This window comes from Streptomyces pallidus (ex Mingjun et al. 2026), from assembly GCF_051550185.1.
GTDB lineage: Bacteria > Actinomycetota > Actinomycetes > Streptomycetales > Streptomycetaceae > Streptomyces.
This window is the reverse complement of the sequence record NZ_CP196181.1, coordinates 5,497,324-5,522,645: the sequence shown is the minus strand read 5'-3', so window position 1 is coordinate 5,522,645 and position 25,322 is coordinate 5,497,324. Positions and strand designations below refer to the sequence as shown.

Sequence of the window (25,322 nt, the reverse complement as noted above, 5' to 3'; positions counted from 1 at the left end):
CGGGCCCCGGACACCGGCCGTCTGGCCGGGTACTGCCTGACCGCTACTGGTTCTGGTTCTCACCGCGGTAGTACTCGTACACCCAGCCCCACAGGCCGATCAGGATGATCGGGGCCGAGAAGTACATGAGCCACCAGCCGAAGATGACGCCCATGAAGGCGAGCGCACCACCGATGGCCAGCGAGAGCGGCTGCCAGCTGTGCGGGGAGAAGAACCCCAGCTCGCCGGCCTCGTCGGCGACTTCGGCCTCCAGGTTGTCCTGGGCCATCTCGTCGACGCGCTTGGCCGTGAAGGCCAGGTAGTAGCCGATCATCACGCTCAGGCCGAAGGCCAGGAAGAGCGCGGTGGTCCCCACGGGCTCCTTCGACCACACGCCGTACACGACGGCCATGATCAGAATGAAGGCGGAGAGCCAGAGGAACATCTTGCCCTGGATCTTCACTTGCCGGCCTCCTTGGCACCGGTGACGGCCTTGGCGCCGTGGTCCTCGAAGTGGTCGAGAGCCGCGATCTCCGGGTGGTGGAGGTCGAAGGCCGGCGACTCACTGCGAATGCGCGGCAGGGTGAGGAAGTTGTGCCGCGGCGGCGGGCAGGACGTCGCCCACTCGAGCGAACGGCCGTAGCCCCACGGGTCGTCGACCTCGATCTTCTTGCCGTACTTGGCGGTCTTCCAGACGTTGTACATGAACGGCAGCATCGACAGGCCGAGCACGAAGGAGCTGATCGTCGAGATCGTGTTCAGCGTGGTGAAACCGTCGGCGGCGAGGTAGTCCGCGTAACGACGCGGCATGCCCTCGGCGCCCAGCCAGTGCTGCACCAGGAAGGTGCCGTGGAAGCCGATGAACAGCGTCCAGAAGGTGATCTTGCCGAGACGCTCGTCCAGCATCTTGCCGGTGAACTTGGGCCACCAGAAGTGGAAGCCGGCGAACATCGCGAACACCACGGTGCCGAAGACGACGTAGTGGAAGTGCGCGACGACGAAGTACGAGTCGGAGACCTGGAAGTCCATCGGGGGCGAGGCCAGGATGACGCCGGTCAGGCCACCGAAGGTGAAGGTGACCAGGAAGCCGATCGTCCAGAGCATCGGGGTCTCGAAGGACAGCGAGCCCTTCCACATGGTGCCGATCCAGTTGAAGAACTTCACACCGGTCGGGACCGCGATCAGGAAGGTCATGAAGGAGAAGAACGGCAGCAGCACACCGCCGGTGACGTACATGTGGTGCGCCCACACCGTCACCGAGAGACCGGCGATCGCGATCGTCGCGGCGATCAGACCGATGTAACCGAACATCGGCTTACGGCTGAAGACCGGAATGATCTCGGAAACGATACCGAAGAACGGTAGGGCGATGATGTACACCTCTGGGTGTCCGAAGAACCAGAAGAGGTGTTGCCAGAGCAGTGCGCCGCCGTTGGCCGCGTCGAAGACGTGGGCCCCGAACTTGCGGTCGGCCTCCAGCGCGAAGAGCGCGGCGGCCAGCACCGGGAAGGCGAGCAGGACCAGGACACCGGTCAGCAGCACGTTCCAGGTGAAGATCGGCATGCGGAACATCGTCATGCCCGGAGCGCGCATGCAGATGATCGTGGTGATGAAGTTGACCGAGCCGAGGATGGTGCCGAAGCCGGAGAAGGCCAGACCCATGATCCACATGTCGGCGCCGATGCCCGGCGAGCGGACCGCGTCCGACAGCGGGGAGTAGGCGAACCAGCCGAAGTCGGCCGCACCGTTCGGGGTGACGAAGCCGGCCACCGCGATGGTCGAGCCGAAGAGGTACAGCCAGTACGCGAACATGTTCAGCCGCGGGAACGCCACGTCGGGCGCACCGATCTGCAGCGGCATGATCCAGTTCGCGAAGCCGGCGAACAGCGGCGTGGCGAACATCAGCAGCATGATCGTGCCATGCATGGTGAACGCCTGGTTGAACTGCTCGTTCGACATGATCTGCGTGCCCGGACGGGCCAGCTCGGCGCGCATGAAGAGCGCCAGGAGACCGCCGATCAGGAAGAACACGAACGACGTGACCAGGTACAGCGTACCGATGGTCTTGTGGTCGGTCGTGGTCAACCACTTCACGGCCACGCTGCCGGGCTGCCTGCGCCGCACCGGCAGCTCGTTTTCATACGAGTCGGCGGCGGCACCCTGGGATTCGTTGAGGATGCTCACAGTTTGTTCGTCTCCGCATTCCGGGCCGGGTCGGTCTGCTTGATGCCGGCCGGGAGGAAGCCGGTCTGCCCCTTCTCGGCCAGTTCCTTCAGGTGCGCCCGGTATTCCTCGGGCGAGACGACCTTGACGTTGAAGAGCATCCGGGAGTGGTCGACACCGCAGAGCTCGGCGCACTTACCCATGAAGACGCCCTCCTGGGAAGGCGTGACCTCGAAGACGTTGGTGTGGCCCGGGATGACGTCCTGCTTGAAGAGGAACGGAACCACCCAGAACGAGTGGATGACGTCGTTCGAGGACAGGATGAAGCGGACCTTCTCGCCCTTGGGGAGCCAGAGGGTCGGACCCGGGTTACCCGTCTCCGGGTTCCTGTCGCCGGGGATGCCCTTCTCGTAGACGCCTTCGGCGCCCGCCGGGAAGTCCTTGGTGAAGCGGTCCGGAATGGAGGCCAGCTCCTTGGGAGCCTTGCCCCCCTTCGGGGTCGCCCCGTCACCGTCGACGTTCTCGATGTAGTTGAAGCCCCAGCTCCACTGGAACCCGACCACGTTGATGGTGTGCGCCGGCTTCGAGAGGGCGAGGAGCTTGGACTCGTCACGTGCGGTGAAGTAGAACAGCACCGAGACGATGATGAGCGGGACCACGGTGTACAGCGCCTCGATGGGCATGTTGTACCGGGTCTGCGGGGGGACCTCCACCTTCGTCCGGCTGCGCCGGTGGAAGATGACGCTCCACAGGATCAGGCCCCACACCAGGATGCCGGTGACCAGAGCGGCCGCCCAGGACCCCTGCCACAGGGACAGGATGCGGGGCGCCTCCTCCGTGACGGGGTAGGGGAATCCGAGGCGGGGGAAGTCTTCCCAGTTGTACGAGCAACCAGTGGCGGTCGCCAGAACCACGCCCGCAGTCAGCGCCTGCAGCAGCTTCCGCCGCATCGGGCGCCGCGGCGAGCGGTCGGAGCCGTAGGGACTCACGTAGCGCCTTCCCGAGAGTCTCGGCCCGCGCGGCCGGCCGCGGCCGTGTTCGGGTCGGTCGCCGGCCCTGACGCAGGCAGGGGTTTGGATGTTTATGCGGACCAAACCCTACTGGACGCTATTTGGGGTCGCGCGGGGAGGGTGCCCAACGCGCCGCTACTGCCCCCGAAGGGATGGATCCGCCGTACGGGGGACGGGCGGACACCCCCTGAACGGCGGGCTCCGGGGCGTATCTGACGGCCCCTGACCTGCTCTGCACGCCGGCTCCCGTTAGCGTGACCGGATGCCGTACTTCGACACCGCGTCCGCCGCCCCGCTGCACCCCGTGGCCCGGCAGGCCCTCCAGGCCTCGCTGGACGAGGGCTGGGCCGACCCCGCCCGACTGTACCGCGAGGGCCGGCGCGCGCGGCTCCTGCTGGACGCGGCGCGCGAGGCGGCCGCCGAGGCGGTGGGCTGCCGCCCCGACGAGCTCGTGTTCACTCCTTCGGGGACGCATGCCGTTCACTCGGGCATCGCGGGGGCCCTCGCCGGGCGCCGGCGCATCGGCGGCCACCTGCTCGTGTCCGCCGTCGAACACAGTTCCGTGCTCCATGCGGCCGAGGCGCACGAGGCGGCCGGCGGCAGCACCGCCCGGGTCCCGGTGGACCGGACGGGCGCGGCCTCGGCGGCCGGGTACGCCTCCGCCCTCACCCCCTCCACCGCGCTCGCCTGCCTGCAGTCGGCCAACCACGAGGTGGGCACGGTGCAGCCGGTGGCGGAGGTGGCCGAGGTGTGCGCGGCCGCCGGGGTGCCCCTGTTCGTGGACGCAGCGCAGTCGCTGGGCTGGGGTCCGGTCGAGGGCGGCTGGTCGCTGCTGGCCGCGAGCGCCCACAAGTGGGGCGGGCCGGCGGGCGTCGGCCTGCTGGCCGTCCGCAAGGGTGTCCGGTTCCCACCCCAGGGCCCGGCCGACGAGCGGGAGTCGGGCCGCTCCCCCGGCTTCCCCAACCTCCCGGCCGTCGTGGCGGCCGCCGCGTCGCTGCGCGCGGTGCGGGCCGAGGCGGAGGCCGAGGCGGCCCGGCTGCGGGTGCTGGTGGACCGGATCCGGCGGCGGGTGGCCCGGCTGGTGCCGGACGTGGAGGTGGTCGGCGATCCCGTGCGGCGGCTGCCGCACCTCGTCACCTTCTCCTGCCTGTACGTCGACGGCGAGACCCTGCTCCACGAGCTGGACCGCGCCGGCTACTCCGTCTCCTCCGGCTCCTCCTGCACCAGCTCCACCCTGACCCCGAGTCATGTGCTGCGGGCGATGGGCGTGCTGTCCGAGGGCAACGTTCGGGTCTCGCTGCCGCGGGGGACGACCGCGGAGGAGGTCAACGGCTTCCTGGAGGTCCTGCCCGGCGTGGTGGCCGGCGTACGGGCCACGCTCGGCGCGGCCGAGCCGGAGCCGCGGGCCCCCGTCGCCGATTCGCTGGAGGTCGACGCCCTGGGCCTGCGCTGCCCGCAGCCGGTGATCGAGCTGGCCCGGTCCATCGGCAGCGTCCCGGTCGGCGGGACCGTCACCGTCCTGTCGGACGACGAGGTGGCCCGGCTGGACATCCCGGCGTGGTGCTCGATGCGCGGCCACACCTACCTCGGGGAGTCGCCCCGCCCGACGGGGACGGCGTACACCGTCCGCCGCGAGCTCTGACCGGGCGGGGCTGCGCGCCCCGCCCGGTGCCGAGCGGCCGGTCCCGAGAGGCCGGGGTCCAGAGAGGCCGGGTTTACGCGGCCAGGTGCTCGCGGACCTCGGCGGCGGCGTCCTCGCCGTACGCCTTGGTGAAGCGCTCCATGAAGTGGGCGCGGGCCAGGGTGTACTCCTGGGTGCCCAGCGTCTCGATCACGAGGGTGGCCAGCATGCAGCCGACCTGCGCGGCGCGCTCCAGGCCGACGCCCCAGCCGAGGCCGGCCAGGAAGCCGGCGCGGAAGGCGTCGCCGACGCCGGTCGGGTCGACCTTGGCGGTCTCCTCCGGGCAGCCGACCGTGATGGTCTCCTCGCCGTCGCGCTCGATCCGGACGCCGCGCGAGCCGAGGGTGGTGACGCGGGTGCCGACCTTGGCGAGGATCTCCTCGTCGCTCCAGCCGGACTTCGACTCGATGAGGCCCTTCTCGTACTCGTTGGAGAAGAGGTAGGTCGCACCGTCCATCAGGGTGCGGATGTTCTCGCCGTCCATGCGGGCGATCTGCTGGGAGAAGTCCGCGGCGAAGGGGATGCCGCGCGTCCGGCACTCCTCGGTGTGGCGGAGCATCGCCTCGGGGTCGTCGGCGCCGATGAGGACGAGGTCGAGGCCGCCGACGCGGTCCGCGACGGCCTTCAGCTCGATCAGGCGGGCCTCGCTCATCGCGCCCGTGTAGAAGGAGCCGATCTGGTTGTGGTCGGCGTCCGTGGTGCAGACGAAGCGGGCGGTGTGCAGCACCTCGGAGATACGCACGGAGGCGGTGTCGACGCCGTGCCGGTCCAGCCAGGCGCGGTACTCGTCGAAGTCCGAGCCGGCCGCGCCGACCAGGACCGGGCGCAGGCCGAGCTGGCCCATGCCGAAGCAGATGTTCGGGCCGACCCCGCCCCGCCGCACGTCGAGGTTGTCGACGAGGAAGGAGAGGGAGACCGTGTGCAGCTGCTCCGCGACGAACTGGTCGGCGAAGCGGCCGGGGAAGGTCATGAGGTGGTCGGTGGCGATGGAGCCGGTGACTGCGATACGCACGGCGTGGATGCTCCTGCGAGGACGGCGAGGTTGACATTCAACGCTACCCGGTAACGGCCCCGCCGCCGACCGCCCGAAACTACCCCGTAGTAGGCCTTTCTTCGCCCGACGTGACGCGCCTACCGTGCCCCCATGACCTATACCGATGGATTCGGCTACGGAGAGTACGCTTCCGACACGCGGCCGGGTTTTGCGCGGCTGCTCGGCGACTGCGCCAGGATGGCCCCGCACTGGGGGGTCCCGGCGGACCCGCGGCCGACCAGGGTGGCGCCCTCGCAGATCCACGGGATCAGCGTTCCGCCCGCCTCGGCCCGGCTGATCGCCTCCACCGCCCAGTACGGCGATTAGGGCGCGCGGAACCGGTTTCGCCCCTGTTCCGTCACACCCGCATCAGCCAGCCACGGCGGTACGGGCGAAGGAGCATGCGGTGACCACCGAACAACCCGACACATCACGCGGCACACGGCGGCGGCCGGCCTGGGCCATCGGCTCGATCGCGGCGGCCGTCCTGCTCGCGGGCGGCGGCACGGCCTACTGGGCGTCGACGGCGCACGGCGACGGCCGACCGGGCGGCCGTACGGGGGACAGCGCGGCCGCGGCGCCCCGCGTCGCGCCGAGCCCCTCCGGGCCGGGCATCGCCCCCGGGGAACCGGACCCGCGGGGCAGCGGGGTGACCTACCGGGCGGAGGGCCAGCTCCCGTCGGCCCCGGCGGCCGCGCCCTCGTACGCCGCGACGGGCGAGGTCACCGCCGAGGAGGCGGCCCGGCTCGCGGCGGCCCTCGGCATCGCGGGCGCCCCGCGGCAGAGTGGCGACGACTGGCAGGTCGGGGAGGGCGCCGACGGCTTCGGGCCGCGGCTCACGGTGAGCCGGAACGCGCCGGGCAGCTGGACCTTCACCCGCTTCCACTCGGGCGGCGGCGCGGGCGACGACTGCAAGCGCGGCAAGGACACCTGCGGGCCGGCCACCCTCCCCCAGGGCGCGGACGGCGGCGGCAGCGGCAAGCCCGCCGCAGGTGGGGGCGGCAGCCCGGTGGGCGAGGAGGCCGCCAGGGCGGCGGCCGCCCCGGTGCTCGCGGCGGTCGGCCAGGCCGGGGCCCGGCTGGACGCCCGCCTCACGCAGGGCTCCGTACGCGTGGTGACGGCCGACCCGGTGATCGGCGGAATGCCCACCCAGGGCTGGGCCACCAGGATCAGCGTGGGTGCGGACGGCCAGGTGGTGGCGGGCAGCGGCGAGCTGAAGGAACCGGCCCGGGCGGGCGAGCAGCCGGTGGTGGGGGCCGCGGAGGCCCTGGAACGGCTGAACCGGGCGTCGGGCGGGGGCGGCGGCGCGGACCGCGGGCCGAGCGGCTGCGCGACCTCCGTCCCGCTGACCCCGGAGGTCCCCGGGCCCTCGGACCCGCTGCCCTGCAACCCGGAGCCGCGGCCGATCAAGCCGCCGCGGACCGAGACCGTGAAGGGCGCGGTGCTGGGGCTGGCCCCCGGGACCGTGAACGGGGCGCGGGGCCTGGTACCCGCCTGGCACTTCGAGGTGGCGGGCAAGGACGGCGCGGCCGGGCACACGGTGGTCCAGCCGGCCGCGGCGGACGGCTCCGGCAGCGGCGACTCCGCCCGCCCGGCCCCGACGGGCGCCGGCCGGACGGTGCCCGGGTTCTCGTACACGGAGGCCGACCGGAAGCTGACGGTGAACTTCTGGGGCGGGGTGTGCAGCACCTACGCGCTGGAGGCCCGCGAGGAGGCCGGCTCGGTGATGGTGCGGATCACCGACACCCCGAACGAGCCGGGCCGGGCCTGCATCCTGATCGCCCAGGAGATGACCGCCACGGCGACCCTGAAGCAGCCGCTGGGCGACCGCAAGGTCATCGACGCCACCACGGGCAAGCCCCTCCCCCACCAGTAGCGGGGGCCGGCGCCCCGGGCCGAACCCGGCACCGAACGCGGCGAAGCCCCCTCCCGGGAGCTTCGCCGCATTCCGGACTCAGCCCTTCTCGCCCATGGCCGCCCGCAGCCAGTCGAGCGCGCCCTGGCCGAGCAGTTCGTCGGCCAGCCGCTTGCCGGTCTCGGTCGCCATCCTGGCTCGGCTGTTATCGATCCACCGTTGCGCGGCCCCGTATCCCTGGGCCTTGTACTCGATTCCCTGGAGCAGGCACTCCAGTTTGTCGGCGTCGCGCGCGCAGACCGCCTCGGGCGAGTCCTGGGCCTCGTACTCGGCGACCAGTTCCCGGATCGCCGACGCCAGCACCTCGGGCATGCCCGCGGTCTGGTCGGCCGTGACGGCCTGCGGGTCGGCACCGGCCGCGTACTTCTTCCCCAGGTGGTTGACGTCCCCGGTACGGGTCTCCTGCGTGTCGTGCCAGACCGCGAGGAACGCCGCCCGCCCCGGGTCGGCACCCTCCAGCCCGGCGATGACGGACGCCATGAGCGAGGTGCGCCACGAGTGCTCTGCGACGCTCTCGGGGTCGTTGACGCCCGCCATCCACCAGCCGGTGCGGCGGGTGTGCTTGAGCGTGCCGGCTTCGTAGAGGAAGCGGGCCACCGCGGACAGGTCGTCAGCCACTGGTTCTCCTTCTCACGCCTCGGCGAGGCGCATCGCGTACCGGATGCCCTCCGGCCTTCGGATCCACCCTCTCGCCCTTCGGATCCGGGCAGGCGTCTTCGTGCGATCTGGATCACACGGACGGGGCCCTGCCCCCCTACCCTGTGGGTGACGAGCTGCTAGGAGAGGGGCAAGGCCGCTATGTCCACCGACACCACCCCGGACCCTTACGCCGAACCGCTGGTGTTCGGTCAGAGAATGCAGATCCTCCGCCAACGGCGCGGGCTCACCCGCGAACAGCTCGGCGGCCTCGTGGCCCGCTCCGGGTCGTGGGTGAAGGCGGTCGAGTCCGGCCGGCTGAAGACACCTGCCCTGCCGGTCATCCTGAGGATCGCCGAAGTGCTGCGCGTACGGGACCTGTCCGACCTCACCGGGAACCAGTCCATGCGCGCCGACCTCTTCACCGGCCCCGGGCACCCGCGGTTCGCGGCCGTCCGCGAGGCCCTGAACGCCTTCCCGATCGCCGGTGACCGGGAGGCTCCCCCCACCGCGCACCTGAAGGCACGCCTCGCCCGTGCGTGGTCGGCGCGGCATTCGGCGCCGAACCACCGCGAGGTGGTGGGCGCGCTGTTGCCCGATCTGATCCGGGACGCGCAGGCGTCCGTCCGGCAGGCCGAAACGATCGCCGACCGCAAAGCCGCCCAGGCCCGGCTGGCCGAGGTGTACGCCCTCGCCCAGTTCTTCTGTGCCTACCAGCCCGACGCGCCGCTCCTGTGGCGGGTGGCCGAGAGGGGCATGACGGCGGCCCAGGACTCCGAGGACCCGCATGCGCTGGGCCTTGCCGCCTGGCTCACCACCCACGCCCACCGTGACAGCGGGGCGTACGACGCCGCGGACGCCATCACGGTGGAGACCCTCCGGTACCTGGAGCCGCTGCTCCCGGACGCCGGCACGGACGTACGGGCCGTGGCCGGCGCGTTGACCGTCGAGGCCGGCCTGACGGCTGCGAAGCGCGGGGAGACCGGGACGGCACGGCGGTACTGGGACGAGGCCCGCACGCTCGCGGAGTCACTGCCGGCCGCCTACTTCCACCCGGTCACGTCGTTCTCGCGAGCGGTCATCGGCGCGCACGCGGTCACGGTGGCGGTCGAGCTGCGGGCGGGCCGGGAGTCGGCGCGGCAGGCCGCCCGCGCGGAGGCGGAGACGATTCCGTCCCGGCCGCGGCGGGCCCGGCACCGGATCGAGCAGGCACGCGGCTACCACCTCGACGCGCAACCCGATGTGGCGCTGGCTACCCTCGCGCAGGCCCACGAGACCGCACCGGAGACCGTGCAGTACAACGGCTATGCCCGCCGCATCATCCTGGAAGAGGCCGAGTCGAAGAGCCCGGCCCGACGCCGCCGGGCGTCCGAACTGGCGCAGCGCCTCGGCCTTCTGAGGGCCTGAAACAAAGGGGCACGATCCGTGCCCCTGCCGCCACGCCCCGCGCCCTACCGTCGTCGCACCACTCGCTGACGACGGTAGGGAGCAGGGCCATGGACGTACGCGAGAGCCCCGGGACGGAGCGCTTGGGATCCTCGGTACCGCACGCCTGGATCGGACGGCACGTCAGGGACGCGAACACCGGTCGGTCCGGCCGCTTGATGGACGTCACGGTCGAGCGCGAGCCCGGCACCGCCAACGGGCGCCACGACGTCGCCTGGATCCGCGGCCGGGACGCGCGGGAGTTCACCATCCCCGCCGCACGGATGCGGCGGCCGTCGTGACTGCACGGACCACGGCCTGCCCCGAGGTGCCGCTCCCCCACTCCTTCCGGGACCTCAGCATCGAGCAGGCGCGCGGCTACGCGTGCGTCGCCTGCGGCAAGCTGCTGGAAGGCCCCCGGGTCTACCGCGGCGTCGTCATGGGCCACGACGGCGGCTACCTCCTCGACGCCGACGTGTGGGCCTGCGCGCCGGGAGGCTCGCCGTGACGGACCCGGCCACCTACCCGACCGGCAGGTACATCTGCCGGCCGTCGCCCTGCCCCGGCTGCGGGGCGGAGCCGCTGCCGCTCGGAGGCCCCGAGGGCGGCGCCGTACTGCACGAGGCCGGTTGCCGTCGCGCCGGACCGCGGGACCCCGTCGGCGTCCGGCCGCGACGGGAGGCCCCGTAACCGGTTCCGCCGCCGGACGACCGCACCGCGAACCGGACGCGTACCTGCCGGGCCTGTCGGTGGGCGTCGCCCGGCCGGACCGTTCTCCTCTAAGGTCGATCGGTTACGTTCTGCACGTGAGGAGTTGCGGTGAGTGAAGATCCTCGAGAGGTGCCGCGCGGGGTGTGGGTCGACCCCCGGTTCCGCGAGCTGGTGGCGGGCTGGGACAGGTCGCGGGTCGAGCACCGGCCCGGGGGGTGGCCCCGCCGGGTCTGCCCCCACGGGTTCGGGATGACCGTCATGGTCGATCCGGAATCCCACGCACCGCGGAACGTCCAGTGCGGAGCCTGCTACGCGCCCGGGGCCTGAGGCAGGCCCGGGGACCCCGCCGGTCAGACGGCCTCCGCCCCGCGGGCGCGCCAGGACGCCGGAAAGGCCCCCGGTGCCGTGCAGGCGCCGGGGGCCCTCCGTGGGCGTGGCGCGGTTCCCCGGTGGACGGGGTTCCGCAGCTCTGGCCGGGGTTTAGCTGAACGAGTCGCCGCAGGCGCAGGAGCCGGTGGCGTTCGGGTTGTCGATCGTGAAGCCCTGCTTCTCGATGGTGTCGACGAAGTCGATCGAGGCGCCCTGGAGGTAGGGGGAGCTCATCCGGTCCGTGACGACCTTCACGCCGCCGAAGTCCTTGACGACGTCCCCGTCGAGGGAGCGCTCGTCGAAGAAGAGCTGGTAGCGCAGGCCGGAGCAGCCGCCGGGCTGGACGGCGACGCGGAGCGCCAGGTCATCGCGGCCCTCCTGCTCCAGAAGGGTCCTGACCTTCTCGGCGGCGGCGTCGGACAGGAGGATGCCGTCGCTCACAGTGGTCTTGTCGTCCTGTACGGACATCTGCATTCACTCCCGAAGTGGGGCGGCTCCCCGCCTCAGGCAGGGAAACGTCGGACTCTTGCCGTCGATGGCAACGAGCGGGGCCGCGGATTCATTCCGGACCCGACGCGTGTTTCAGTCATTCATGCTCGCACACCGGGGCGGACCGGAGGGCCGGGCGCAGCGACGGGTTCGTCACGCGGGTTGGCCGCGGGCGAATGCGTCACATCGACACAATGGCCATCGTCAAAGTGACGTGAACCGGCTATCATAGATAGCGTCAAATAGACGAGAAGTCGAAACTGAAGTCTCGTAGTCGCAGAACAGAAAGGGTGCGTGTCGTGACCACCGCCCAGCCTTTGGACGTCCAGCCGACGCCCCTTGCCCTGCTGCTGCTCGGCCGCGAAGCCGACCCCAAGAGCGAGCGCGGGGTGGAGTGCCCCGGCGACCTGCCCTCGCCGTCGGACCCGGACCTGGTGGCACGCGCCCGCGCGGCCAAGGAGAAGCTCGGCGACAAGGTCTTCATCCTCGGCCACCACTACCAGCGGGACGAGGTCATCGAGTTCGCCGACGTCACCGGCGACTCCTTCAAGCTCGCCCGTGACGCGGCCGCCAAGCCGGAGGCCGAGTACATCGTCTTCTGCGGCGTCCACTTCATGGCCGAGTCCGCGGACATCCTGACCGGCGACGACCAGAAGGTCGTCCTGCCGGACCTGGCCGCCGGCTGCTCGATGGCCGACATGGCCACCGCCGAGCAGGTCGCCGAGTGCTGGGACGTGCTGACGGAGGCGGGCATAGCCGACGTGACGGTCCCCGTCTCGTACATGAACTCCTCCGCCGACATCAAGGCCTTCACCGGCAAGCACGGCGGCCTGATCTGCACGTCCTCCAACGCGAAGCGGGCCCTGGACTGGGCCTTCGAGCAGGGGGAGAAGGTGCTCTTCCTGCCGGACCAGCACCTGGGCCGCAACACCGCCGTCCGCGACATGGGCATGTCCCTCGACGACTGCGTCGTCTACAACCCGCACAAGCCGAACGGCGGGCTGACCGCCGAGCAGCTGCGCGGCGCGAAGATGATCCTGTGGCGCGGTCACTGCTCGGTCCACGGCCGCTTCTCGCTGGACTCGGTCAACGACGTCCGCGAGCGCATCCCCGGCGTGAACGTGCTGGTCCACCCGGAGTGCAAGCACGAGGTCGTGGCGGCCGCGGACTACGTCGGCTCGACGGAGTACATCATCAACACGCTGGAGGCGGCCCCGGCCGGCTCCAAGTGGGCCATCGGCACCGAGCTGAACCTGGTCAAGCGCCTGGCGAACCGTTTCGGCCCGGAGGGCAAGGAGGTCGTCTTCCTCGACCGGACGGTCTGCTTCTGCTCGACGATGAACCGCATCGACCTGCCGCACCTGGTGTGGGCCCTGGAGTCCCTCGCCGAGGGCACCCTGGTGAACCAGATCCAGGTCGACAAGGAGACCGAGAGCTTCGCCAAGCTCGCCCTGGAGCGCATGCTCGCCCTCCCGTAACCGCCTGCAGCTGAAGGGGCGCCCGCCGCACGGCCCGGGCGCCCCTTCGCCGTGTCGGCGCGCAGCCGACCGGACCACTACCGCAGGCGCCCGCTCGGCGTGCGCACCAGCCTGGGGGCATGGCCTGTTCCCCGAAGGGGCTCTTCCAGGCGGGGCACACCTGGGTCGCCACGATCGCCGGTCTCGGCGCGCTGGTGCTCTCGGTGTACAACTTCCTGGAGGCCCAGAAGGACCCGACCACCGAGGTCATGCTGCCGCACTCCTTGAAGGTGGAGGCCGAGACGGCCGGCATCTCGGTGTTCCTCCAGCCGACCGTCTTCACGCGCTTCGGCACCGAGGACACGGAGTTGGTGAAAGACGTCCGGCTGCGCCTGCGCCTGCGCTCCCCGGGTCCCGCAGTCAACGACAGACCGGACTTCTATTGGGGGCAGGTGGTGAAGTGGACGGCACGGTACGAGCCGACCGACGCCGCCTGCGCCAAGACCGGCACCAGCCCTCAGGCGGACGCCGCCTGCGAGAAGGCCCTCAGCGCGCCGCCGGACATCTGGTGGGAGTTCGAATCGGAACCCGCGCCGTTCATCGTCACCCAGAGCGCCCCGCAGAGACCGTCGATCCAGTTCAGGACGCACAACTGGAAACTCACCCCGGGGCGGTACGACGGGAGCCTGACCCTGGTGAGGGCGAGCACCCGGTCACCGCTCGAGCGGACGTTCTGTCTCGTCCTCGGGGCGGGCGACGCCAAGCGGATCAAGCAGCAGAAGACGACCTGGTGGGAGTTCCGCAACGACGTTCGCCGTTCCACGGACCACTGCTACCGCTGGTACGAGTGAAGGCAGCCCGGAAACGTCCGGAGGGCCGCCCCTCGATCAAGGGGCGGCCCTTCGGCTCCGGCGCGATCCGGTTGTGCTCCGACGTGCCGGTGCGCCCGGCCCGCGCACGCGGGCCGGGCGGCGGATCAGACCCCGGCCGGGGTCTGCTCGTCGGCCTCGGTCTCGGCGTGCTGCGGGGCCGGGGCCGGGACGGCCGCACGGCGGGCCGTGCGCTTGGCCCGGCGGCGCTCCTTGCGGAGCTCGACCATCGTGTAGAGGGTCGGCACGAGCAGCAGCGTCAGCAGGGTCGAGGAGACCAGGCCGCCGATCACGACGACCGCCAGCGGCTGCGAGATGAACCCGCCCTCGCCGGTGACGCCGAGCGCCATCGGGAGCAGCGCGAAGATCGTCGCCAGGGCCGTCATGAGGATCGGCCGCAGACGGTGCCGGCCGCCCTCGATGACCGCTTCGACGACGCCCAGGCCCTGGGCCCGGTACTGGTTGACCAGGTCGATCAGGACGATCGCGTTGGTCACGACGATGCCGATGAGCATCAGCATGCCGATCATGGCCGGTACGCCCATGGGGGTGCCGGTGACCAGCAGCAGGCCCAGGGCGCCGGTCGCCGCGAACGGGATCGAGACCAGCAGGATCAGCGGCTGCACCAGCGACCGGAACGTGGCCACCAGCAGCATGAACACGATCGCGATGGCCGCGAGCATGGCCAGGCCCAGCTGAGCGAAGGCCTCGCCCTGGTCCTCGGAGACGCCGCCGATGGTGGCGGTGGCGCCCTCGGGCAGCTTCAGCGCGCTGATCTTCGTCTGGAGCTCGGCGCCGATGGCGCCGGTGTTGTCGCCGACCGGCTTGGCGGTGACGGTCGCGGCGCGGGCGCCGTCGATGCGGGTCATCGACACCGGGCCGGGCACGACCTTGACCTCGGCGATGTCGCCGAGCTTGGCCGGGCCGACGGGGAGCGCCTGCAGCTGGGCCAGGGTGGTGGCGGGCTGCGCGGACTTGATGACGATGTCCCGCTCGGTGTTGTCCAGGACGGCCTTGCCCGCCGGGGTGCCGCGTACGGCCTGGGCGACGAGCGCGCCGAGCGCGGCCTGGTTCAGGCCGGCGTCGGCGGTCTTCGGGGTGGCGGTCACCGAGATGCGGGGCAGGGACTGGGAGAGGTCGCTCTGTACGTCGGTGACGTCCTTGAGGGTGGCCATCTCGGCCCGGACCTGCTCGGCGGCCTTGGCGAGGACGCCGGCGTCGCCCGCCTTGACGACGACGCTGAGGTTCTGGCTGCCGAAGCCGCCGCCCGCGGAGATGCTGGTGTCGCCGATGCCGTCGAGCTTGCCGAGGGTCTCCTCCAGCCGCTTCTTGACGGCCTCGCTGTCGCCGGCGTCGTCCAGCACGACCTGGTAGGTGGCCTGGTTGGAGCCGGTGCCGCCGCCGAAGGCGGCCATGAAGCCGGAGGAGCCGACGGTGACCTGGTAGTCCTTGACGCCCTTGACCCCGGTGAGGGCCTTCTCCACCTTACGGCTCGCCTCGTCGGCGGCGGCCAGCGAGGCGCCGGCCGGGAGCTGCTGCTTGACGGTGAGGACGGCCTGCTCGCCCTGGTCGAAGAAGTTCGTCTTCAGCAGGGGGGTCATGCCGAGGGTGCCGACGAAGACCACGGCGGCCAGTACGAGGGTGCTCGCCCGGCGGCGGGTGACCAGGCCGAGGGCCCGGGCGTAGCCGCGCTGCATGCGGCTCTTCGCCTCCTTCTCCTCGGCCTCGCGGCGCGCCTTCTCCGCGCTCTCGGCGTCGCCGGCGGTCACGCCCTTCGGGGCGCGCAGGAACCAGTACGAGAGCACCGGGACGACCGTCAGGGACACCAGCAGCGAGGCCAGCAGGGACGCGGCGACGGTGAGGGAGAACGGTCCGAAGAACTCGCCGACCATGCCGCCGACGAAGCCGATGGGCAGGAAGACGGCGACGGTGGTGAGCGTCGAGGAGGTGACCGCGCCGGCGACCTCCTTGACGGCGGTGAGGATGGCGTCCTCGCGCTCCTCGCCGTAGCCGAGGTGGCGCTTGATGTTCTCCAGGACCACGATCGAGTCGTCGACGACGCGGCCGATCGCGATGGTGAGGGCGCCCAGGGTCAGCATGTTGAGCGACAGGTCCTCGGCCCACAGCACGATCAGCGCGAGGACGACGGACAGCGGGATGGAGACCGCGGTGACCAGCGTCGAGCGCAGCGAGGCGAGGAAGACCAGGATCACGATCACCGCGAAGAGCAGGCCGAGCATGCCCTCGGTGGTGAGGCTGGAGATGGACTTGGCGACCGGCGGGCCCTGGTCGGCGACGACGGTGAGCTCGGCGCCGGAGCCGAGCGCGGTGCGCAGCTCGGGCAGCTTCTCCTTGACGGCGTCCGAGATGGCGACGGCGCTGCCGTCCTTGTCCATGGTCAGGACGACGGCGAGGCTGGGCTTGCCGTTGGTGCGGGTGATCGAGACCGGCTTGGCGGGCTCCTGCTTGACGGAGGCCACGTCGCCGAGGCGGACGGCCGACCTGGCGGAGCCGGGGCCGGGGCTCAGGCGGAGGTCCTCCAGCTGGGCGAGGGAGGTGTAGCCGCCGCCGACGCGGACGGTCCGGTTCTTGCCCTCCTCGTCGAAGGAGCCGGCGGGCACGGCCGCGCCGCCCGCCTGGAGGCCCTGGGCGAGGGCGGCGCCGTCGAGGCCGGCCGCCGCGAGCTTGGCGTTGTCCGGGGTGACGGTGACCTGGAGCTCCTGGGCGCCGTCGACGGTGACCTGGCCGACGCCCTTGATGTCCTCCAGGACGGGGACGACGCTGCGGCCGAGCTGGTCGGCGAGGGCCTGCTGGTCCTTGTCGGAGGTGACGGCGAGGACGACGGTGGGCATGTCGTCGGTGGAGCCGGCGATGACCTGGGGGTCGACGTCGGCGGGCAGCCGGACGCGGGCCCGGTTCACGGCCTGCTGGACGTCGGCGACGAGCTGCTTGGTGCTGCTGTCGCCGTAGTCGAACGTGGCCATGATCAGGGCATTGCCCTCGCTGGCGGTGGACGTGATGCCGGTGATGCCGTCCACGCCCTTGAGGTTGGCCTCGATCGGCTCGATGACCTGCTTCTCCACCACGTCGGGGGAAGCGCCCTGGTACGGGGCGAGCACGGAGACCATCGGCAGTTCGATGGAGGGCAGCAGCTGCTGCTTGAGCTGCGGGATGGCTATGGCGCCGAAGAGCAGCGCGGTGATCGACACGAGGCCGATGAGCGCTCTTTGGGCCAGGCTGAATCGGGACAGCCAGGACATGGGCGTGGGTTTCTCTCTGCAGTCGGTCTGGGCAGGGCCGGCCGAGAGGGCCGCGAAAGCCGCGGCCGGCACTCAAGCCTCGCCCATGCCGGGAGGCCGCTGCGTCGCCCCCAGGTCCTGTCCTCACCCGCGGCATACCGCGCCTGTAGTACACGCACGAGTACGAAGGTGTACGGCGGACGCTACTCGGAGCGCGGCCGGACCAGCCCCGATTCGTAGGCGATGACGACGAGCCCGGCCCGGTCGCGGGCGCCGAGCTTGGCCATGGCCCGGTTCACGTGGGTCTTGACGGTGAGCGGGCTGACCTGGAGCCGCCCGGCGATCTCGTCGTTGGACAGGCCGCCGGCCACCTGGACGAGGACCTCGCGCTCCCGGCCGGTCAGCGGGGCGAGCCGCTCGGCGTCCTCGGCGGCCGGCGCGCCGGAGCCGCCGCCCTGTGCGAGGAAGGTGGCGATGAGCCCCTTGGTGGCGGCCGGGGAGAGCAGGGCCTCGCCGGCGGCGGCGACCCGGATGGCGTTGAGCAGTTCCTCCGGTTCGGCGCCCTTGCCGAGGAAGCCGGAGGCGCCGGCCCGCAGGGCCGAGGCGACGTACTCGTCGACCTCGAAGGTCGTCAGCATGACCACCCGGACCGTGGCGAGCCCCGGGTCCTGGCTGATCGTGCGGGTGGCGGCGAGGCCGTCGGTGCCGGGCATCCGGATGTCCATGAGGACCACGTCGGGCAGGGTGCGGCGGGCGAGCTCGACGGCCTGGGCCCCGTCGCAGGCCTCGCCCACGACCTCCATGTCGGGCTCGGAGTCGACGAGCACCTTGAAGGCGCTGCGGAGCAGGGCCTGGTCGTCGGCGAGCAGCACCTTGATGGGCGTCGGCGTCTCTTCCACGGCCCCGACCCTACGTGCCGCGGGAGGGCCGCCGGGCACGCGGGGCGGTCAGCCCAGGGCGAGGACGATCAGGGCGGCCGCCGCGGAGGCCTCGGCCAGGGCGCCGAAGACGTCCCCGGTGACCCCGCCGAAGCGGTGCACGCAGCGGCGCAGCAGCAACTCGGCCGCCGTCAGGGCCACCAGGACCGCGGCCGCCTGCCGGACGGCGGCGAGCGGGCCCAGCGGCAGGGCGGCGGCCGCGGCCAGGACCGTGACGGCGGCGGCGGCCAGCGCGGCCGCGGCCCGCGGGACCACCCCGGCGACGGCCGCGCCCAGCCCTTCGAGGCGGGCGGGGGGGACGCCGTCCCGGGAGGCCAGGGTCATGGCGAGGCGGGCGGTGACGGCCGCGACGACGGCCGCGGAGGCGCCGCGGACCCAGCCCTCGGCGTAGGCGTCGGTGAGCGCCCCGACCTGGATCAGCAGCAGGAGGAGCAGGGCGACCACCCCGAAGGGGCCGATGTCGGACCGCTTCATGACGCGCAGGGCCTCGGCGGCCGGTTTGGCGCAGCCCAGCCCGTCGGCGGTGTCGGCGAGGCCGTCGAGGTGCAGTCCCCGGGTCAGGGCGGCGGGTACGGCAACGGTGACGGCGGCGGCGAGCAGCGGGCCCCCGCCGAGCAGCAGCAGGAGGGTGCCGGCGGCGGCGGCGAGTACGCCGACGACGAGTCCGGCGAGCGGCGCGCAGGCCATGCCGGTGCGGGCCGCGGGCCGGTCCCAGCGGGTGATGCGGGCGGGCAGCACGGTGAGCGTGCCGAACGCGAAGCGGATCCCGTCGGGGAGCGAGGCGCGTTCTGCGGGCGGGACCAGGCGCGAGGGCGGGGGCTGGTCGTCGAACGTATCTGTCATCGGCGCGAACGCTACCCGCTCATCCCTCCCGGTAAATTGCCCAATGCGGGATAAAAGGGGAAGCTGCCACAACAAGGAGCTGGCGGTATGGGTCACTGGTGGTACCGGAACATCGTCGAGCCGGGAAAGCTCCCGCTGCTCCTCGCGCTGCTGTCGTTCGTGACGTCGTTCCTGGTCACCCGTGTCATCACCCGTCTGATCCGGGCCGGCCGGGGGCCGTTCAGGAACGTCACGCCGGGCGGCCTGCACGTCCACCACGTGGTACCGGGGGTGGTCCTCGTGATCATCGGCGGCTTCGGTTCCGTCGCCAGCGGCGGGCGCGGCCCCGGTTCGCTGGTCTCGGCGGTGCTCTTCGGGCTGGGCGCGGGCCTGGTCCTGGACGAGTTCGCGCTGATCCTGCACCTCGACGACGTCTACTGGAGCGAGCAGGGCCGCAAGAGCGTCGAGATCGTGGTGCTCACGGCCGCGCTGGTGGCGCTGGTGCTGAGCGGGTTCCTGCCGTTCGGGGTCAACGACCTGACGGCGGACGAGCGGCAGAACCGCGGTCTGGTGGCGATGAACACCGCCCTGAACTTCTTCCTGGCCCTGGTCGCCCTGTGGAAGGGCAAGGCGCGGACCGCGCTGTTCGGGGTCGTGATCCCGTTCGTGGCGCTGATCGGCGCGGTCCGGCTGGCCCGGCCCGGCTCCCCGTACGCGAAGCGGTTCTACGCGAACCGGCCGCGGGCCCGCGCCAAGGCGGGCCTGCGGGCCTTCCACCACGACCGGCGCTGGGCGGCCAAGCGCCGCCGCTTCGAGAACTTCATCGGGGGGACCCCCGACCCGGAGCGGGCGGCGGCCCCGAAGGAACCGCCGCCGCCGTGACCTGGTGCCGCCGCCACCGTCACCCCGTACCGCCGGGGCCGGCGGTCAGCCCGGGATGAGCCCGCCGTCGTCGAGCATCTCCCGGACCTCGGCGAGCGAGGCGTCGGGCGCGGGCAGGATCAACTCGGACGGTTCCAGCGCGTCGTCGGGCAGTGGCGCGCCGAGCTGCCGCACGGCGTCGAGCAGCGCGTGCAGCGTGCGCCGGAAGCCCGCCTCGTCGCCGCCCTCCATCTCCGCGAGCAGCTCGTCGTCCAGCCTGTTGAGCTCGGCGAAGTGGCTGTCCGCCACCGTCACCTGACCTTCCCCCATGATCCGGACAATCATGACGGGCCCCGTCCTACTGCTTGTCGAACCGGTGCTGGGTCTGCGACTGCTGGGCGGTACCGGGGGCGCCGCCCTCGATGGCCTGCTGCTGCGCGGACGGGCCGCCGGCCAGCTCCGCCTTCATCCGCTGGAGCTCCAGCTCCACGTCCGTGCCGCCCGAGAGGCGGTCCAGCTCGGCCTGGATGTCGTCCTTGGCGCCGAGCCCGCTCTGGTCGTCGAGGGCGCCGGAGGCCAGCAGCTCGTCGATCGCGCCGGCGCGGGCCTGCAGCTGGGCGGTCTTGTCCTCGGCCCGCTGGATGGCCAGGCCGACGTCGCTCATCTCCTCGGAGATGCCGGAGAAGGACTCGGCGATCCGGGTCTGGGCCTGGGCCGCGGTGTAGGTGGCCTTGATGGTCTCCTTCTTCGTACGGAAGGCGTCCACCTTGGCCTGGAGGCGCTGCGCGGCCAGGGTCAGCTTCTCCTCCTCGCCCTGCAGGGTCTCGTGCTGCACCTGGAGGTCGCTGACCTGCTGCTGGAGGGAGGCGCGGCGGGACAGCGCCTCGCGGGCCAGGTCCTCGCGGCCGAGCGCCAGCGCCTTGCGGCCCTGGTCCTCCAGCTTGGCGGACTGGGTCTGGAGCTGGTTGAGCTGCAGTTCCAGGCGCTTGCGGGAGGTGGCGACGTCCGCGACGCCGCGGCGCACCTTCTGCAGCAGCTCCAGCTGCTTCTGGTACGAGTAGTCGAGGGTCTCGCGCGGGTCCTCGGCCCGGTCAAGGGCCTTGTTCGCCTTCGCGCGGAAGATCATCCCCATACGCTTCATGACACCGCTCATGGGCTTCGCGCGCCCCCTTCTGACGGACTTCGCTCCAGGTCACCAACAGAACCCACAGTACGGGCCCTGTCTCCATTACCGCACTGTTCGTGAGCGGATGCGCTCCTCCTCCAGGACGACTGTGCCGTCGCCCTTGTCAGGCGGAAGGAGGAGGGGATCCCCCGACGCGCCCCGCACGAACCCTGCACCGCTCCAGACGCCCGCCGTTGCCGGATCGTTCCCGAGCGGGGTGGGGTACCGGTGCGCAACCACGTAGGCTTGGGTTTTGTGTTTGGTAGCCGTTCCTCCAAGGAAGAGAAGGCCGCCGCCACCGACAAGGTGAGCGCAGACCTCTCGAAGTCCCGTGACCCGCAGGCCCCCAAGGGCCGCCCGACGCCGAAGCGCGCCGTGGCCCAGTCGCAGCGCAAGGCTGCGGTGGTCTCCACCGGCGACCGCAAGGAGGACGCCCGCCGTGCCCGTGAGCGGCGCCGGGTCGAGCTGGCCAAGCAGCGCGAGGCGCTGGCCAGCGGCGACGAGCGCTACCTGCCGGCCCGCGACAAGGGTCCCGTGCGCCGCTTCGTCCGCGACTTCGTCGACTCCCGCTTCTGCGTCGCCGAGATGTTCCTGCCGCTGGCCGTGATCATCCTGGTGCTCAGCATGATCCGGCAGCCGCAGATCCAGAACGTGGCCCTGCTGCTCTGGCTCGCCGTGATCGCCCTGATCATCCTCGACTCGATCGGTCTGGCGTTCCGCCTGCGCAAGGCCCTGAACGAGCGCTTCGCCGACCAGCCGCGCCGCGGCGCCGTCGCGTACGGCCTGATGCGTACCCTCCAGATGCGCCGCCTGCGCCTGCCGAAGCCGCAGGTCAAGCGCGGGGAACGGCCCTGAGCGCAGACAGGCCCGGGGGGGCGGGGGACGGATTCGCGCAGGGCGCCAGGCTGTGGCTCGAAGGCCTGGGCGGCCTGCGCAACGCCGTCCGCCAAGAACTCGTGGGCCGGCAGGTCGATGAGCAGATCGCGCAGCGCTTCCCGGTCGGACAGCGGCTGCGCGTCCTGGACGTGGGCATGGGCCAGGGCACCCAGGCGCTGCGGCTCGCCCGCGCCGGGCACCGGGTGACCGGCCTGGAGCAGGACCCTGGGATGCTGGCCGTGGCCCGCGCGGCGCTGGAGGCCGAGCCCGCCGGCATCCAGGACCGGGTCGAGCTGCTGGAGGGGGACGGGCGCGAGACCGGCGCCCACTTCACCCCGGGCAGCTTCGACATCGTGCTGTGCCACGGCGTACTGATGTACGTGGCCGAGCCGGACGGCATGCTGGCCGGGCTGGCCCGGATGCTCGCCCCCGGCGGGCTGCTGTCCCTGCTGGTGCGCAACGGCGACGCGCTCGCGATGCGGCCCGGGCTGGACGGCGACTGGTCGGCCGCCCTGTCCGCCTTCGACAGCGTCGACTACACCAACCGGCTGGGCCTGGAGGTACGGGCCGACCGGCTCGCCGATCTCACGTCCACGCTGTCCGGGATCGGCGCCCCCCTGCACACCTGGTACGGGGTGCGCGTCTTCACCGACGGCACCGAGGCCGGCGGGACGCTCCCCCCGGACGAGGACCTGGAGCGGCTCCTGGCCGCCGAGGACCGCGCCGGGCGGACCGACCCCTACCGCGGGGTGGCGGCGCTGCTGCACCTGTGCGGCGTCCGCGGCTGACCACCGCTCCACCGCACCACCTCCCGTACGGCCCCCGGCACGCGGCGGCCCCGGGCCCCTGCCGGGACCCGGGGCGCGCACTCCGCCCGGATCAGGCGTCCAGCGCCTCGCGCAGGCTCATCGCGTACAGCTCGGTCCCGCTGTCGTCGGACAGCTTCACCCGCTCGGTACCGCCCTCAAGCAGTTCCTTCCAGTACTCCCCGATCCAGGACTCCGCGTCGCCCTGCGTGGTGAACTCCTCCGGGGTGACCGCAGGGGTCGTCTCGCTGCCGTCGGCCGTCTCGAAACGCCACGTCCACGCCATGTCCGCCTCCGTTGCTCGTCCGCTGCTCGCCTTGAGTCTGCCCGCAGAGTAGCCGGGCGCGCACCAGTCCCGGGGACGCGGGAGGATCTTCTCGTGGAACTCACTCTGCTCGGCACCGGTACCCCCGCAGGACTGCCCCGCCCCGGCTGTCCCTGCGCCGCCTGCGCGGTCTCCGTCGGCCCCCGGGCGCGCGCCGCGACGTCCGTGCTCGTGGACGGGGCCCTGCTGCTCGACCTGACCCCCGGGGCGGTCCTGGCCGGGGCCCGGGCCGGGCACTCGCTGGCCGGCGTGCGGCAGGTCCTGCTGACCCATCCGCACGACGGGCCCGCCGTGGAGCTGCCGCCCGGGCTGCCCGCGGCCGTGCGGGTGCCCGACGGGCGGGAGCTCGCGGTGATCAGCGGCCACCGGGTGCGGGCGGTGCCGATGGACGCGCCGGGCACCGGGTACGAGGTGACCGGCCCGGACGGCAGCAGGCTGCTCTACCTGCCCCCGGGGGCGGCGCCGGCCGGGCAGCAGCGCGGCGGGCTCGGCTTCCCGCAGCGCCCGTACGACATGGTCCTCGCGGACGTGCTGGGCCGGCCGGAGGCGCTGGCCCGGCTCCGGGCGGAGGGCGCCGCCGGGCCCACCACGGACGTGATCGCGGTGCACCTGGACCACGACACCCCGCCGGGGCGCGAGCTGGAGCGGCGGTGCGCGGCGGCCGGGGCGCGCGCGGTGCCGGACGGGACGACGGTGACCGTGGGCGAGTACCACGCGGTGCCGGACCTGCCGCGCCGGACGCTGGTGCTGGGCGGCGCCCGCTCGGGGAAGTCCGTGGAGGCGGAGCGGCGGCTGGCGGGCTTCCCGGAGGTGCTCTACGCGGCCACCTCCGGAACCCGCGAGGGCGACCCGGAGTGGGCGGCACGGGTCGGACTGCACCGGGACCGGCGGCCCGGGAACTGGCGGACGGTGGAGACCTGCGAGCTGGCGCCGCTGCTGAGGGAGGGCGGGCCGCCGCTGCTGATCGACTGCCTGGCGCTGTGGCTGACGGACGCCATGGACCGGGCGGGCGCCTGGGACGACGCCGTGTGGGCGGGCCGCGGCCGCAAGGAGCTGCAGGGGCGGGTGGCGGAGCTGGTGGCGGCCCTGCGGGCGACGCGCCGCACGGTGGTGGCCGTCAGCAACGAGGTCGGCTCGGGGGTCGTGCCCGCGACCGCCTCGGGCCGCCGCTTCCGGGACGAGCTCGGGCGGCTGAACAACGCGGTGGCGGGCGAGTGCGAGCACGTCCTGCTGGTGGTCGCCGGGCAGGCGCTGGTCCTGAAGGACTGATCCCGGCCGTCCGGCGGCCGGGGCGTTCCGGAGCCCGGAGAGGGCCCCGGTCGGGCCGGGCGCGGGGCTGCCGGACCGCCCGGAAACGGGGTGCGGGGCGGGGCCCGCAGAGGGGCTTGGGCAGGGCCTTACCGGCTGTACGCTCTGGCAGATGACCACCCTGAATCTCGACGACTTCTCCGATCTGATCGAGCGCCCCGACGGCGGCGTCCGCCGCGACGCCGAGGAGCGCCGTGCTCGGCTGGCCGTGCCGGCCGGGGCGCTGGGGCGGCTCGACGAGCTCGCCGAGTGGCTGGCCGCCGCGCAGGGGCGGGTTCCGGTCGAGCCGATCGAGCGGCCCCGGGTCGTCCTGTTCGCCGCCGACCACGGGATCGCCTCCGCCGGGGTGTCCGCCCGGGCCGCCGGCAGCGCCCACGAACTGGTGCGCTCCGTGCTCGACGGGGCGGGGCCCGTCGCGATCCTCGCCGGGCGGTTCGGGGCCTCGGTGCGGGTCGTGGACGCCGGCCTGGACTGCGAGCCCGGCCTGCTGCCCGAGGACGTGGTCCGGCACCGCGTGCGCCGCGGCAGCGGCCGGATCGACGTCGAGGACGCCCTCACCCGCGAGGAGGCCGAGGAGGCGATCCGGCTCGGCATGCGCATCGCCGACGAGGAGGCCGATTCCGGCACCGACCTGGTCGTCCTCGGGGACCTGAGCGTCGGCGGCACCACCATCGCCGCGGTGCTCGTCGCCGCGCTGTGCGGCACCGACGCCTCGGTGGTCACCGGGCGCGGCGGGCAGCCCATCGACGACCTGACCTGGATGCGCAAGTGCGCGGCGATCCGGGACGCGCTGCGCCGGGCCCGGCCGGTCCTCGGCGACCAGGTGGCGCTGCTCGCGGCGGTCGGCGGGGCGGACGTCGCCGCGATCACCGGCTTCCTGCTCCAGTGCGCGGTGCGCCGTACGCCGGTGATCCTCGACGGGGTCGTCTCGGCGGCCTGCGGACTGGTGGCCCAGCGGGCCGCGTTCCGCTCCCCGGACTGGTGGCTGGCCGGCCAGGCGAGCGGCGAACCCGGCCAGGCGAAGGCACTTGACCGGATGGCGCTCAACCCCGTGCTCTCGCACGGCGTCACCGTAGGGGAGGGAACCGGGGCCTTGCTGGCGCTCCCCCTGGTCCAGGCGGCTGCCGCACTCGCGGCGGAGCTGCCGGAGCGGGCCGCGCCGGAGCCGGAGCAGGAGGACTGAACCGGCGGGGAGCCGGGGCCGCGACCGGCCGTGGCTCCCCGATCCGGCCAGCCGTGGTCGGT

At 72.6% G+C, this 25,322-nt stretch carries 26 protein-coding genes; 14 read left to right on the top strand and 12 right to left on the bottom strand.

What is annotated here, in order from left to right:
• Positions 1–43: 43 nt before the first annotated feature.
• From ACSHWO_RS24445 to ctaC, 3 genes are read right to left on the bottom strand one after another with little or no spacing between them, the layout of a single operon-like run.
• Complete coding sequence (locus ACSHWO_RS24445) at positions 44–442, bottom strand: cytochrome c oxidase subunit 4 (RefSeq protein ID WP_189808830.1); 399 nt, start codon at positions 440–442, stop codon at positions 44–46.
• Positions 439–2,163 carry an aa3-type cytochrome oxidase subunit I gene (ctaD, locus tag ACSHWO_RS24440; RefSeq protein WP_438314894.1) on the bottom strand — a complete coding sequence of 575 codons (1,725 nt, stop codon included), beginning with the start codon at positions 2,161–2,163 and terminating at the stop codon, positions 439–441. The genes ACSHWO_RS24445 and ctaD overlap by 4 nt, the downstream gene beginning before the upstream one ends.
• Positions 2,160–3,131: an aa3-type cytochrome oxidase subunit II gene (gene ctaC, locus ACSHWO_RS24435; RefSeq protein ID WP_361088403.1), complete on the bottom strand. Its 972-nt coding sequence runs from the start codon at positions 3,129–3,131 to the stop codon at positions 2,160–2,162. Before ctaC ends, ctaD begins: the two co-directional genes overlap by 4 nt.
• Positions 3,132–3,414: 283 nt before the next feature.
• On the opposite strand from ctaC, the gene ACSHWO_RS24430 reads away from it, so the two are divergent.
• Positions 3,415–4,794, top strand: a complete 1,380-nt coding sequence (locus tag ACSHWO_RS24430; protein WP_438314891.1) for a cysteine desulfurase/sulfurtransferase TusA family protein — start codon at positions 3,415–3,417, stop codon at positions 4,792–4,794.
• A 73-nt stretch (positions 4,795–4,867) separates the two neighbouring features.
• On the opposite strand, the gene ACSHWO_RS24425 is transcribed toward ACSHWO_RS24430, so the two are convergent.
• Complete coding sequence (locus ACSHWO_RS24425) at positions 4,868–5,845, bottom strand: carbohydrate kinase family protein (protein WP_361088409.1); 978 nt, start codon at positions 5,843–5,845, stop codon at positions 4,868–4,870.
• Positions 5,846–5,977: 132 nt separating this feature from the next.
• Here ACSHWO_RS24425 and ACSHWO_RS24420 point away from each other — a divergent pair, with 132 nt between their 5' ends.
• Together ACSHWO_RS24420 and ACSHWO_RS24415 are read left to right on the top strand one after the other, a co-directional pair.
• A complete protein-coding gene (locus ACSHWO_RS24420) occupies positions 5,978–6,193 on the top strand; it encodes a hypothetical protein (RefSeq protein WP_361088412.1) in 216 nt (71 codons plus the stop codon).
• Between the two features lie 79 nt (positions 6,194–6,272).
• The gene (locus tag ACSHWO_RS24415) at positions 6,273–7,742 is read left to right on the top strand and encodes a hypothetical protein (protein ID WP_438314888.1); all 1,470 of its coding nucleotides are present in this window, start codon (positions 6,273–6,275) and stop codon (positions 7,740–7,742) included.
• A gap of 78 nt (positions 7,743–7,820) precedes the next feature.
• Here ACSHWO_RS24415 and ACSHWO_RS24410 read toward each other — a convergent pair whose 3' ends face one another.
• Positions 7,821–8,399 (bottom strand): HD domain-containing protein, encoded by a 579-nt coding sequence (locus ACSHWO_RS24410; RefSeq protein WP_438314885.1) that lies wholly within the window; start codon positions 8,397–8,399, stop codon positions 7,821–7,823.
• Between the two features lie 180 nt (positions 8,400–8,579).
• On the opposite strand from ACSHWO_RS24410, the gene ACSHWO_RS24405 reads away from it, so the two are divergent.
• The 4 genes from ACSHWO_RS24405 (at position 8,580) to ACSHWO_RS24390 (ending at position 10,880) form a co-directional block, all read left to right on the top strand.
• The gene (locus tag ACSHWO_RS24405; RefSeq protein ID WP_438314882.1) at positions 8,580–9,824 is read left to right on the top strand and encodes a helix-turn-helix domain-containing protein; all 1,245 of its coding nucleotides are present in this window, start codon (positions 8,580–8,582) and stop codon (positions 9,822–9,824) included.
• Between the two features lie 89 nt (positions 9,825–9,913).
• The gene (locus ACSHWO_RS24400) at positions 9,914–10,144 is read left to right on the top strand and encodes a hypothetical protein (RefSeq protein WP_385824345.1); all 231 of its coding nucleotides are present in this window, start codon (positions 9,914–9,916) and stop codon (positions 10,142–10,144) included.
• Positions 10,141–10,350 (top strand): hypothetical protein, encoded by a 210-nt coding sequence (locus tag ACSHWO_RS24395; protein WP_438314879.1) that lies wholly within the window; start codon positions 10,141–10,143, stop codon positions 10,348–10,350. Before ACSHWO_RS24400 ends, ACSHWO_RS24395 begins: the two co-directional genes overlap by 4 nt.
• A 311-nt stretch (positions 10,351–10,661) precedes the next feature.
• Positions 10,662–10,880 (top strand): hypothetical protein, encoded by a 219-nt coding sequence (locus tag ACSHWO_RS24390; RefSeq protein WP_385824389.1) that lies wholly within the window; start codon positions 10,662–10,664, stop codon positions 10,878–10,880.
• 153 nt (positions 10,881–11,033) lie between these two features.
• Here the strand turns inward: ACSHWO_RS24390 and ACSHWO_RS24385 are convergent, their stop codons facing one another.
• Positions 11,034–11,390: a HesB/IscA family protein gene (locus ACSHWO_RS24385; RefSeq protein ID WP_114058871.1), complete on the bottom strand. Its 357-nt coding sequence runs from the start codon at positions 11,388–11,390 to the stop codon at positions 11,034–11,036.
• A 311-nt stretch (positions 11,391–11,701) separates the two neighbouring features.
• On the opposite strand from ACSHWO_RS24385, the gene nadA reads away from it, so the two are divergent.
• Together nadA and ACSHWO_RS24375 are read left to right on the top strand one after the other, a co-directional pair.
• On the top strand, positions 11,702–12,889 hold the full coding sequence (nadA, locus tag ACSHWO_RS24380; RefSeq protein ID WP_361088432.1) for a quinolinate synthase NadA: 1,188 nt from the start codon (positions 11,702–11,704) through the stop codon (positions 12,887–12,889).
• Between the two features lie 119 nt (positions 12,890–13,008).
• Positions 13,009–13,719, top strand: coding sequence for a hypothetical protein (locus ACSHWO_RS24375; protein ID WP_361088435.1), 711 nt, complete (start codon positions 13,009–13,011; stop codon positions 13,717–13,719).
• Between the two features lie 125 nt (positions 13,720–13,844).
• Here the strand turns inward: ACSHWO_RS24375 and ACSHWO_RS24370 are convergent, their stop codons facing one another.
• The 3 genes from ACSHWO_RS24370 to ACSHWO_RS24360 all read right to left on the bottom strand — a co-directional run bounded on the left by ACSHWO_RS24370 (position 13,845) and on the right by ACSHWO_RS24360 (position 18,757).
• Complete coding sequence (locus tag ACSHWO_RS24370) at positions 13,845–16,997, bottom strand: efflux RND transporter permease subunit (RefSeq protein ID WP_438314873.1); 3,153 nt, start codon at positions 16,995–16,997, stop codon at positions 13,845–13,847.
• 182 nt (positions 16,998–17,179) lie between these two features.
• Positions 17,180–17,875, bottom strand: coding sequence for a response regulator transcription factor (locus ACSHWO_RS24365; RefSeq protein ID WP_361088439.1), 696 nt, complete (start codon positions 17,873–17,875; stop codon positions 17,180–17,182).
• A gap of 48 nt (positions 17,876–17,923) precedes the next feature.
• Positions 17,924–18,757, bottom strand: a complete 834-nt coding sequence (locus ACSHWO_RS24360) for an adenosylcobinamide-GDP ribazoletransferase (protein WP_385824624.1) — start codon at positions 18,755–18,757, stop codon at positions 17,924–17,926.
• Positions 18,758–18,844: 87 nt separating this feature from the next.
• On the opposite strand from ACSHWO_RS24360, the gene ACSHWO_RS24355 reads away from it, so the two are divergent.
• Positions 18,845–19,618: a hypothetical protein gene (locus ACSHWO_RS24355; RefSeq protein WP_361088445.1), complete on the top strand. Its 774-nt coding sequence runs from the start codon at positions 18,845–18,847 to the stop codon at positions 19,616–19,618.
• Between the two features lie 45 nt (positions 19,619–19,663).
• Here the strand turns inward: ACSHWO_RS24355 and pspAA are convergent, their stop codons facing one another.
• Positions 19,664–19,942 (bottom strand): PspA-associated protein PspAA, encoded by a 279-nt coding sequence (gene pspAA, locus ACSHWO_RS24350; RefSeq protein ID WP_361088448.1) that lies wholly within the window; start codon positions 19,940–19,942, stop codon positions 19,664–19,666.
• 13 nt (positions 19,943–19,955) lie between these two features.
• The gene (locus ACSHWO_RS24345) at positions 19,956–20,750 is read right to left on the bottom strand and encodes a PspA/IM30 family protein (protein ID WP_385824700.1); all 795 of its coding nucleotides are present in this window, start codon (positions 20,748–20,750) and stop codon (positions 19,956–19,958) included.
• 258 nt (positions 20,751–21,008) lie between these two features.
• On the opposite strand from ACSHWO_RS24345, the gene ACSHWO_RS24340 reads away from it, so the two are divergent.
• Both ACSHWO_RS24340 and ACSHWO_RS24335 read left to right on the top strand, forming a co-directional pair.
• Positions 21,009–21,617, top strand: coding sequence for a DUF3043 domain-containing protein (locus ACSHWO_RS24340; RefSeq protein ID WP_361088454.1), 609 nt, complete (start codon positions 21,009–21,011; stop codon positions 21,615–21,617).
• A gap of 50 nt (positions 21,618–21,667) precedes the next feature.
• Complete coding sequence (locus tag ACSHWO_RS24335) at positions 21,668–22,426, top strand: class I SAM-dependent methyltransferase (protein ID WP_385826544.1); 759 nt, start codon at positions 21,668–21,670, stop codon at positions 22,424–22,426.
• A 91-nt stretch (positions 22,427–22,517) separates the two neighbouring features.
• Here the strand turns inward: ACSHWO_RS24335 and ACSHWO_RS24330 are convergent, their stop codons facing one another.
• The gene (locus ACSHWO_RS24330) at positions 22,518–22,730 is read right to left on the bottom strand and encodes a hypothetical protein (protein ID WP_179172899.1); all 213 of its coding nucleotides are present in this window, start codon (positions 22,728–22,730) and stop codon (positions 22,518–22,520) included.
• A 93-nt stretch (positions 22,731–22,823) separates the two neighbouring features.
• Between ACSHWO_RS24330 and ACSHWO_RS24325 the strand changes: the two genes are divergently transcribed.
• Together ACSHWO_RS24325 and cobT are read left to right on the top strand one after the other, a co-directional pair.
• Positions 22,824–24,038, top strand: a complete 1,215-nt coding sequence (locus tag ACSHWO_RS24325) for a bifunctional adenosylcobinamide kinase/adenosylcobinamide-phosphate guanylyltransferase (protein ID WP_438314866.1) — start codon at positions 22,824–22,826, stop codon at positions 24,036–24,038.
• 160 nt (positions 24,039–24,198) lie between these two features.
• Positions 24,199–25,260, top strand: a complete 1,062-nt coding sequence (gene cobT / locus ACSHWO_RS24320; protein WP_361088590.1) for a nicotinate-nucleotide--dimethylbenzimidazole phosphoribosyltransferase — start codon at positions 24,199–24,201, stop codon at positions 25,258–25,260.
• Positions 25,261–25,322 lie beyond the last annotated feature (62 nt).

Coding starts and splice junctions, on each gene's coding strand:
- ACSHWO_RS24430 (WP_438314891.1), top strand. CDS start 3,415: ATGCCGTACTTCGACACCGCGTCCGCCGCCCCGCTGCACCCCGTGGCC.
- ACSHWO_RS24355 (WP_361088445.1), top strand. CDS start 18,845: ATGGGTCACTGGTGGTACCGGAACATCGTCGAGCCGGGAAAGCTCCCG.
- ACSHWO_RS24370 (WP_438314873.1), bottom strand. CDS start 16,997: ATGTCCTGGCTGTCCCGATTCAGCCTGGCCCAAAGAGCGCTCATCGGC.
- ACSHWO_RS24345 (WP_385824700.1), bottom strand. CDS start 20,750: ATGAGCGGTGTCATGAAGCGTATGGGGATGATCTTCCGCGCGAAGGCG.
- ACSHWO_RS24385 (WP_114058871.1), bottom strand. CDS start 11,390: ATGTCCGTACAGGACGACAAGACCACTGTGAGCGACGGCATCCTCCTG.
- ACSHWO_RS24375 (WP_361088435.1), top strand. CDS start 13,009: ATGGCCTGTTCCCCGAAGGGGCTCTTCCAGGCGGGGCACACCTGGGTC.
- pspAA (WP_361088448.1), bottom strand. CDS start 19,942: ATGATTGTCCGGATCATGGGGGAAGGTCAGGTGACGGTGGCGGACAGC.
- ACSHWO_RS24400 (WP_385824345.1), top strand. CDS start 9,914: ATGGACGTACGCGAGAGCCCCGGGACGGAGCGCTTGGGATCCTCGGTA.
- ACSHWO_RS24330 (WP_179172899.1), bottom strand. CDS start 22,730: ATGGCGTGGACGTGGCGTTTCGAGACGGCCGACGGCAGCGAGACGACC.
- ACSHWO_RS24420 (WP_361088412.1), top strand. CDS start 5,978: ATGACCTATACCGATGGATTCGGCTACGGAGAGTACGCTTCCGACACG.
- ACSHWO_RS24360 (WP_385824624.1), bottom strand. CDS start 18,757: ATGACAGATACGTTCGACGACCAGCCCCCGCCCTCGCGCCTGGTCCCG.
- ACSHWO_RS24405 (WP_438314882.1), top strand. CDS start 8,580: ATGTCCACCGACACCACCCCGGACCCTTACGCCGAACCGCTGGTGTTC.